Source organism: Bartonella taylorii 8TBB, assembly GCF_902825155.1.
Lineage (GTDB): Bacteria > Pseudomonadota > Alphaproteobacteria > Rhizobiales > Rhizobiaceae > Bartonella > Bartonella taylorii_A.
The window spans coordinates 1-675 of record NZ_CADEAG010000056.1 but is presented as its reverse complement, the minus strand read 5'-3'; the positions used below and the strand labels follow the sequence as shown (position 1 = coordinate 675).

The 675-nt window shown below is 35.9% G+C and carries 1 protein-coding gene; it reads right to left on the bottom strand.

Features of this window, described 5'->3' with window-relative positions; genetic code table 11:
- Nucleotides 1-530: DEAD/DEAH box helicase family protein (locus J7R13_RS08600; protein WP_208438290.1), on the bottom strand; the 530-nt coding region annotated here is incomplete at its 3' end.
- Nucleotides 531-675: the final 145 nt, after the last annotated feature.

Sequence of the window (675 nt, the reverse complement as noted above, 5' to 3'; positions counted from 1 at the left end):
GTGTTAATTTTGGAAATATTAAAAATATTGATGAAAGCAGTATTCCTATCCTCAAACAAACGCTGTTGCCCATAAAATTGCTGTGCATCAGAGCAGACTCCTTTACCACTTTCATAATCTTCACCCGTAACAATTACCGGTCTGTTTGCAACAAATTCACTCATTCCACTAAATACATATTTCGGACTTTGAGGATTAAAATCCTGTTTTAATTTTGCATAAATAGTCAAATTTGGTGCCAAGATAAAAAAATGGCGACTGTGACCTGTTAAATAAAGATAACTGATAAAAGCACCCATCAGTCGTGTTTTTCCGACTCCCGTAGCTAAGGCAAAACAAAAAGAAGGAAAATCGCGTTCAAAATCTTGTACAGAAGGATAGAGATTTTTGATCACTTCCAGATCCGCAACTAAATCAGCATTTTTAGAAAGTTTGATATTATCTAAAATTCGCACCAAAATATTTAAGGCTTCATGTTGAGGATAGCGCAACGATAAGCGAGCAGAAATCCTTTTTGCAACAGCGTTCATGAAAAACTCCGCTTTTTACTCTTTATCCAAATAAATCTAATTCTGCTTGCACGGTATCTTTATCTTTTGGGGATTCTTTTACTACAGCCATTGGCTCAAGATTCGCTACATTTAAACTGTAATCATCCCTCCTCCACTCACACTT